The organism is Streptosporangium sp. NPDC050284, from assembly GCF_044459525.1.
GTDB lineage: Bacteria > Actinomycetota > Actinomycetes > Streptosporangiales > Streptosporangiaceae > Streptosporangium.
Window position 1 is genome coordinate 21,588 of the sequence record NZ_JBITIZ010000036.1, and the last position, 7,833, is coordinate 29,420.

The 7,833-nt window shown below is 70.8% G+C and carries 6 protein-coding genes and 3 tRNA genes; 6 read left to right on the top strand and 3 right to left on the bottom strand.

From position 1 onward, the window contains the following. The first annotated feature begins 123 nt into the window (after positions 1-123). Positions 124-1,440, top strand: coding sequence for an FAD-binding oxidoreductase (locus ACIBH4_RS38785; RefSeq protein ID WP_362506284.1), 1,317 nt, complete (start codon positions 124-126; stop codon positions 1,438-1,440). Between the two features lie 24 nt (positions 1,441-1,464). Here ACIBH4_RS38785 and ACIBH4_RS38790 read toward each other — a convergent pair whose 3' ends face one another. Then, positions 1,465-2,436, bottom strand: a complete 972-nt coding sequence (locus ACIBH4_RS38790; protein ID WP_362506287.1) for an alpha/beta hydrolase — start codon at positions 2,434-2,436, stop codon at positions 1,465-1,467. Between the two features lie 700 nt (positions 2,437-3,136). Here ACIBH4_RS38790 and ACIBH4_RS38795 point away from each other — a divergent pair. The 3 genes from ACIBH4_RS38795 to ACIBH4_RS38805 all read left to right on the top strand — a co-directional run bounded on the left by ACIBH4_RS38795 (position 3,137) and on the right by ACIBH4_RS38805 (position 3,631). After that, positions 3,137-3,208: transfer RNA gene (locus tag ACIBH4_RS38795), tRNA-Gly, on the top strand. 120 nt (positions 3,209-3,328) lie between these two features. Next, positions 3,329-3,401, top strand: a tRNA-Pro gene (locus tag ACIBH4_RS38800). 157 nt (positions 3,402-3,558) lie between these two features. Further along, positions 3,559-3,631 (top strand) — tRNA-Leu (locus tag ACIBH4_RS38805). Positions 3,632-3,677: 46 nt separating this feature from the next. Here ACIBH4_RS38805 and ACIBH4_RS38810 read toward each other — a convergent pair. Beyond that, positions 3,678-4,181 carry an NUDIX domain-containing protein gene (locus tag ACIBH4_RS38810; RefSeq protein WP_362506290.1) on the bottom strand — a complete coding sequence of 168 codons (504 nt, stop codon included), beginning with the start codon at positions 4,179-4,181 and terminating at the stop codon, positions 3,678-3,680. Between the two features lie 210 nt (positions 4,182-4,391). Further along, the gene (locus tag ACIBH4_RS38815; protein ID WP_362506294.1) at positions 4,392-5,663 is read right to left on the bottom strand and encodes an ROK family transcriptional regulator; all 1,272 of its coding nucleotides are present in this window, start codon (positions 5,661-5,663) and stop codon (positions 4,392-4,394) included. Between the two features lie 242 nt (positions 5,664-5,905). Between ACIBH4_RS38815 and ACIBH4_RS38820 the strand changes: the two genes are divergently transcribed. Beyond that, the gene (locus ACIBH4_RS38820; RefSeq protein WP_362506297.1) at positions 5,906-7,219 is read left to right on the top strand and encodes an ROK family transcriptional regulator; all 1,314 of its coding nucleotides are present in this window, start codon (positions 5,906-5,908) and stop codon (positions 7,217-7,219) included. Between the two features lie 218 nt (positions 7,220-7,437). Beyond that, positions 7,438-7,833: ATP-binding cassette domain-containing protein (locus tag ACIBH4_RS38825; RefSeq protein WP_362770093.1), on the top strand; the 396-nt coding region annotated here is incomplete at its 3' end.

Consider the following 7,833-nt stretch of genomic DNA (forward strand, 5'->3'; position numbering starts at 1 on the left):
ACGGAAGGTTGCACGGGATCCGCTCGGGTGCGAGCGGATCCCGGATCTCAACCCGACCTCAGCTCGACCCCAGCCGACTCGTTCGACAGTGGGACCGGTAACGGTGAAAGGGGAGAGGCGATCATGACGATCGGGGACGATCTGCGGCGCGCGGTCAGAGGGCCGGTGCTGGCGGCGGGCGACGAGGGGTTCGAGCAGGCCAGGCGGGCGTGGAACCTCGCGGTCGACCAGCCGGTGGCGGCGGTGGTCGAGGCGGAGGACGCCGACGACGTGGCGGCGCTGGTCACCTGGGCGCGCCTCGCCGGGCTGTGCGTGACCGCCCAGCCCTTGGGACACGGCGCGAGCGGCGACGTGGAGGGGGTGATCCTGCTGCGCACCGGGCGGCTGGGCGGGGTGGACGTACGGCCGCAGCAGCGCACCGCGCGGGTCGGGGCGGGGGTGAGGTGGGGCGAGGTGCTCGCCGTCGCCGGACCACACGGGCTGACCGGGCTGGCCGGCAGTTCCTCGGGCCCCAGCGTGGTGGGCTACACCCTGGGTGGGGGGCTGAGCTGGTTCGGCCGCCGGCACGGCTTCGCCGCCGACAGCGTGCGCGCCTTCGACGTGGTCGGCGCCGACGGCGTGCGGGCCACGGTCGGCGCCGAGTCCGACGCCGAGCTGTTCTGGGCGCTGCGAGGTGGCGGCGGCGACTTCGCCGTGGTGACCGCCGTCGAGTTCGACCTGCACCCGGCGCCGCACCTGTACGGGGGACGCGTCATGTGGTCCGGCGAGAGCGCCCCGCTCGTGCTCCAGGCGTTCCGGGAGATCACCGCCGACGCCCCCGACGAGCTGAGCGTCTGGTTCGACCTGCTGCACTTTCCCGGGGCGGCGCCCATGGTCGCCGTGGACGTGACGTTCCTGGGAGAGGCGGGGGAGGCCCAGGACCTGCTGCGCCGTCTGGACAAGATCGACGGAGTGATCTCGGACAGCAGGGGCCCGTTGCGGGTGGCCGAGCTGGACTCCGTCTGCGCCGAGCCCACCGCTCCCGGAGCGGGGGTGAACCGGGGAGAGCTGCTGACCGACCTGGCCGACGAGGTCGTGGCGGCGCTGCTCTCCGCGCCGATCGCCCCGCTGCTGAGCGTGCAGATCCGCCACCTCGGCGGCGCCCTGTCCCGCCCGGCCGCGAACGGTGGCGCCTGCGGCCACCTGGCCGAGCCCTACATGCTGGCCATGCTGGGTCTCTCACCCTCACCCGAGGCGGCCGCCGCCGTACGGGCCCGCCAGGACGCGATCTCAGCGGACCTGGTCCCGTGGAGCAGCGGACGCAAGCCCTACACCTCGCTGAGTCCCGGTGAGCGGGCCACGGCCGCGTTCCCCGTCGACGTGCTGGCCCGGCTGCGCGACCTCAAGCGCTCCCGCGACCCGCACGGCCTCATCCGCGCCAACTACCCGGTGCTGCGCTGAGCGGACGTTCGATCCGCGGCCCGGTCAGCGCAGCAGGGCCCGGCGCAGCGCGACCACCCGTTCGGCGGCGGCTCTGCGGCTGATCTCCGCCTCGGGGATTATCCCGTCGAAGCCGTGGAAGGCCCCCGGGTAGAGGTGGAACTCGGTGGAGACACCCGCCCGCACCAGCCGCAGGGCGTAGTCGAAGCACTCGTCCCTGAAGACCTCCAGCTCGCCGACGTCGATGTACGCGGGGGGCAGCCCCGACAGGTCGGTCGTCCTCGCCGGGGCCGCGTACGGGGAGACATCGTCGCCGCCCGCCCGCTCGCCGAGCAGTGCCCTCCATCCAAAGAGGTTCGCCGCCCGGTTCCACACGACCGCCTCGACGAACTCGTGGCTGGAAGGAGTGGTGTTGCGGTCGTCCAGCATCGGGCAGATCAGGAGCTGGAACGCGAGGGCCGGGCCGCCGCGGTCTCGTGCCAGCAGCACGGTTCCCGCGGCGAGCCCGCCCCCCGCGCTGATCCCGCCCACCGCGAGACGCTCCGGGTCGATGCCCAGCTCGGCGGAGTTCTTGGCGGTCCACACCAGCCCCGCGTAGCAGTCCTCGACCGGCGCCGGGTCCGGGTTCTCCGGCGCGAGGCGATAGCCGACCGAGACGATCACGCATCCCAGCGCCGCGACATACTCGTTGAGGCGCGCGTCCTCCGTCTCCACGTCGCCAAGGATCATCCCGCCGCCGTGGATCCAGTACAGGCAGGGGACGGCGCCCTCCTGTCCGGCCGGCCGGTAGATCCGCAACCGGATGTCGGGATCGCCCTCGGGGCCGGGTACGGTCCGGTCCTCGATCACGACTCGCCCGTCCGGGGCCGGCGGGGGCATCGCCGCACGCGCCGCGTCCAACTGGAGACGGACGTCGGGCAGGTCCTCCAGCCGCATGGCGCCGAAGTCGGCGGCGGGCAGAGGGTTCGCCTCAAGGGCGGCGGCCAGTCCGGGATCGATATTGGGGTGAAGTGCCATGTCACTCACCTAACCAGAAGACGGGGGACGCCGGTTCACACGATCGGTTCTCTCGTCGATCACGCGTGAGCCCGCGCAGCCTCCCAACCGCGAGGTGGTCGCGAGGAGAGCCCCCGGCCCTCCGCGGCCTGCCGCCCACGCGGGAGCCCGGTGAGGAGGTGACGTTCGGGCGGGCGGAGATCGGTGGAACGGATCCGGCCACCCGGATTCGCGGCGAGAAGAACGCGGGCACGGGCCGGGAAAGCCCGGCGCACGACGAACGGTGAATTCTCCGCGGGTCGAGGGAAACGGCCACCGAAAATCTCCGAGTGGAAGCACGGATAAAACCACTGGCATCGAAGGTCGCCTTTGCCCTTCAATGGAGAAAAGGCCGGGGCATCCGCTCCGCACCTCGGAAAGGATCGACGATGAAGTACGGCGCGTCACCGGTGCGGCAGGGAAGCCTTGAGGTGTTTCCACTGCTCGACGACGGTGCTCCGGCTCCCGGAGGGTCAGGTGGCTAATCCTCTCAAGGGAAACCACCGAGCCGCCCAAGACGTCGGTCCAGGCGGCTTCTTCATTTCCCGAACCATGTGAGACCGCTTCGACCAGTGGGCGCGGGAGCCAGTTTCCCCGCTCTCCATAAATTCACAGCACAGCACGTTGAACGCTTTCACGCCTTCTCGCGGGAAGGGGCGAAAGGATTCATCCCGGAAGACACGCCGCAGAGGCCGAATCGGTAAGGCAGCCGGTTTCCACCCGGCAGGACGGGGTTCGAACCCCCGCTGCGGCTCTGCCCTCACAGGAGAAGGGCATGGGACTGGGACTCGGCGACGGGAGTGGCGACCCCCGCCCGGTTCGCAGGCCCGCGGCGCGTCCGGTACGGCCCACGCCAACCGGCCCGGACGCGTGACGGAGCGTAGCTCAGCAGGAAGAGCATCCGGCCAGGGACCGGAGGGCCGCAGGTTCGAGCCCTGCCGTTCCGACGACGCAGTGACTTCCAGCGAAGGCGACCCAGGACGCGACGACTTGAGACGCGACGACTCACGACGCCCAGCGCCCCGGGCCATCGAGCGAAAACGGTCAGGCGACCCAGACGACACAGTGACATCGGCGACACCGGCGTGCCGTACGGCACGCCCGGCCGCTCTGGCCCAACGGCAGAGGCACCGGTTTCAGGAATCGGAGGTTCGGGGTTCGAATCCCCGGGGCGGCACGTACACGGTGATGGGGGGCGCCCGCCCGTCACCGTCGGCGGGAGACTACTCGTCGTGGTGCCAGGGCAGTGGGACGGGTTCGGCGGGGAGGTCTCCGTCCAGGAGATCGGACAGCAGGGCTCCAAGGTTGAGGGGGAAGATCGTTTCATCGGTGGTGAGGAGGTCGTGACGGGTCCACCAGCGGTGCGCCGAGATCAGCGAGCGCTCCAGTTCCTCCTGTCCCGAGACCTCGACGGTGTGTTCGCCGACGCGCAGGAAGAAGAACGAGTCGATCGCGGTGATCTGGACGTCTCCGAACCAGGTGAGGCCGGAGGAGCGGGCCACGACCGGCCCCAGACGCTCTTCCGCGATCTCCAGCCCTGTCTCCTCGCGTAGCTCGCGGACCGCGGCGGCGGTCGGCGTCTCACCGTCGTGCACCCCTCCGCCAGGCGTGATCCAGCAGTGCTCGGCGGGCCACTGCGCGGGGGCCGGGTACCGGAACAGCAGGAGGCGCTCGTCGGCGTCGACCAGCAGGATCCGGGCACTGGAACGTGAAATCGGGGCGGTCACGTCCTCGATCGTAGGAGAGACCGCCCAGCCGGCCCAGCCTTCCCGCTCGCGAGGACCTCGTGTGCCTGTGGCCGGACACTTCCCGGATGGGCCCCCGGCCCTCTCGCTCACGAGGCCCCGTATCTCCGGCGGCGATCTGCCCGACGGTCGTCGGGAGGGCGGGAGCGGATCGACACGAAACGGGTCGTGCCATGCCGCCCGCCGAAGCCGTCAGGCTCCGGCGGGCGGCATGATCGCGGCCGGGTCGTTGACGATCTGGTTGATCACCACGTTCGCGGCACCCCGGGAGGCGGCGCCGAAGCCGTGGTCGGAGGCGATGAAACGACAACGGGCCGCGGGGCCGGCGACGACCAGGCGCTCCAGCTCCGCCTGGGCGAAGGGGAGCAGCCATGCGGCCAGGGTGGCGAAGTAACCGCCTACGACGATCACGCGCGGGTTGAAGAGGTTGACCAGGATCGAGCCGCCGAGCCCGAGCCAGCGGCCGACCTCCGCGACCGCGACCAGTGTCTGCTGGTCGCCGGCGGCCAGGTCGCGGGCGATCTCGGCCACCCGCTCCTCGGGGTCGGGCACCGGGACCGTGTCCAGCCCGTACGCCCGCTCGGGGGTCGCCATGCGCACCAGCGCTGCCAGGCCCACCTTCGTCTCCCAGCAGCCGAACCGCCCGCAGCCGCAGCGCCCGCCGCTCGGGTCGACCGGCAGGTGCCCGACCTCGCCGGAGAAGCCGTCCGCTCCGCGCAGCAGCCTGCCGTTCACGACGATGCCGCCGCCCACGCCGACCTCGCCGGTGAGGTAAACCATGTCGGCCGTACCGGCGGCGACTCCCGAGGTGTATTCGGCGAGGGCGGCGAGGTTCGCGTCGTTGTCGACCGTGATCGGCACGCGCAGCGGGCCGAGGGCGGAGGAGAGCCGGGCGGCGAGCGGCACGTCGTGCCAGTCGAGGTTGGGGGCGAAGGCGACCACCCCGTGGTCGACGTCGACCAGGCCGGGGACCGCCACCCCGATGCCCGCCGGCGCGGCCCCGGCGCGCGCCATCTCCTCGATGGCCTCGCGGGCCGTCAGGCCGAGTTCGCGAAGCGAGCGGCTGGCGCCGCTGCCCGCCGCGTCGAAGCCCAGGCGGCGGTCGACCAGGACGTTTCCTCCGAGGTCGACGCCGTGGACGGCGACGTAGTCGACGTTGATCTCCAGGCCGAGGGCACCGATGTGCGCGCCGTGCAGCGCCACCGCCCGCCGGGGGCGGCCGACCGTGCCGGCGTGGTCGACGCCCACCTCCTGAACGAGCCGCCGGTCGAGGAGCTCGACCATCAGGTTGGAGACGGTGGCCCGGTGCAGGCCCGTGGCCTCCGCGATGTCGGACCGGGAGGTGGACCCGTGCTCGCGCAGGTGGCGCAGGACCAGGGAGAGGTTCGTCCGGCGGAGCAAGGCGGGTCCCGCGGCCTGAGGCGTGCCGCCCACCGTGCGGGCCTGGTGCTGCTCCTGGGTCACACGGCCACCTGGGTTTTATTTGTCTCGGATAGAAATTAATTGGATTTGTAACACACAGGTGTCCTGTCGCGCACCAGGGGGACGGTAACGACTCGGTATCTGTCGTTCGTGTGACGTACACGCGTAAACGCGCGACCGTGTTACGAAAACGTTACGCAGATCGAAACGTTTCGGACCTTGCGCCCCAACCTGGACTGAGCTTTTAATTCGGCCAGTCATGCAAATTAATTGAGGGGAGTGACGTGCACCGTAGCTGGACCGGCAGTCGCAACGGCGGTTCGACGAGCTCGAACAGGTCGGCCGGTACACCCGCCGACCAGGCCACCGTGCGCCGGTCCAACCTGTCCCTGGTGCTGCGTCACGTCAGCGAGTACGGCCCGCGGTCCAGGTCCGTCGTCGCCATGGAGACCGGTCTGAACAAGACCACGGTCACCAGCCTCGTCAGCGAGCTGCAGGCCCGAGGACTCCTCAAGGAGATCGGGCCGCAGCACGCGGGCGCCGTCGGCCGCCCCGGGCTCGCCCTCGCGCTGGACGGGGCGGGTGTCGGAGCTCTCGGCCTTGAGGTGAACGTCGACTACATCGCCGCCTTCGCCACCGACCTGGGCGGCAGGGTGCTGATCGACCGGCGGGTGAGCTTCGACGCGATGGGCTGCGACTCCGAGCGCTCCCTGACGGAGCTGGCCCGGGTGATCGGGGAGGCCATGGCCGAACTCGACCTCCTGGAGGTCAAGGTCGCCGGGATCACCGTGGCCGTTCCCGGTCTCGTCGACACCGCCACCGGCACCGTGGACGTCGCCCCCAACCTCGGCTGGTACGGCGTTCCCGTGGTGGACTGGCTGGTACGCGCCGGAGTTCCCCCGAACGTACCGATCAGCGTGGACAACGACGCCAACCTGGCGGCCCTCGCCGAGTTCACCGGCGGAGTCGCCTCCGGTACGTCCGATCTCGTCTACCTCACCGGCGAGGTCGGCATCGGCGGCGGCGTGATCTCTGGAGGACGCCTGCTGAGCGGCGCCGACGGCTTCGCGGGAGAGGTGGGCCACGTCATGGTCGACCCCTCGGGCGAACGCTGCGGCTGCGGCCGGATCGGCTGCTGGGAGACGAAGGTCGGCCTGGCCGCGCTGGTCCGGATGGCCACCCCCGACCACGCCTACGGCATGCACGACGGGGTGATGCGCGACCCGGAGGAGCGGTTGGCCGAGATCGAGCTGCGGTGGGCCGCGGGCGATCCCCGGGTCGACCTGGCCATCGGCGAGGTGGGCCGCTGGCTCGGTCGGGGCTCGGCCACACTGGTGAACCTCTTCAACCCGCGCGTCATCGTCATCGGCGGCTACTTCGCCAAGCTCGCCGACCGGCTCATCCCGGTGGCGCAGGCGGAGTTGAAGCGGCTGGGCGTGGAGGGATCCGCTGCCCGCTGTGACTTCGTCGCCTCCGATCTCGGCTTCGGCGCGGCCTCGCGCGGCGCCGCCGGGATCGTCACGGAGAGGGTGCTCTCCAACCCCACTGCCATAGACGTCCGCCTGGCGGCACCGGCACCCGAGAAGGAGCGCGAATGAGACGCCATACCTCGTGAGCTCCGGTATCGCCCCATGAACATCCCGTCCGTCCGGCCGGAGAACCGGATTCGTGACGCCGTCGTTCACGCCGACCTCGGCGGCGCCACGCTGGTGCTGTCCGGCCCGGCCGGACGGGCGGGATCCCACTCATCCCCTTCCATCGAATTTCCAGTGAATCCCCATCGAGATTCAGTCGTAAAGATCCACGGAGGCCCCCCATGCCCGAGCCGTCAACCGACTCGGCACCCCTCCTCGTCATGCGAGGGATCGTCAAGCAGTTCCCCGGAGTGCGCGCCCTGGACGGCGTCGACCTGGAGGTCCGTGCCGGCGAGGTGCACTGTCTGCTCGGCCAGAACGGTGCCGGGAAGTCCACTTTGATCAAGACCCTGGCCGGTGCCCACCAGCCCGACGAGGGGACGATCACGCTGAACGGTGAGGAGGTGCGGCTGTCGAGCCCGATCGCGGCGATCAGGCTCGGGATCTCCACGATCTATCAGGAGCTCGACCTGGTGGACGGGTTGAGTGTGGCCGAGAACGTGTTCCTGGGTCATGAGCCGGCCCGGATGGGGTTCGTGAGCCGCGGGGAGGCGGCGCGGGCGACGCGGGAGTTGCTG

What these genes read in the sequence shown, in the direction of transcription:
- ACIBH4_RS38785 (WP_362506284.1), top strand. Translation starts at nt 124, where the DNA reads ATGACGATCGGGGACGATCTGCGGCGCGCGGTCAGAGGGCCGGTGCTG.
- ACIBH4_RS38790 (WP_362506287.1), bottom strand. Translation starts at nt 2,436, where the DNA reads ATGGCACTTCACCCCAATATCGATCCCGGACTGGCCGCCGCCCTTGAG.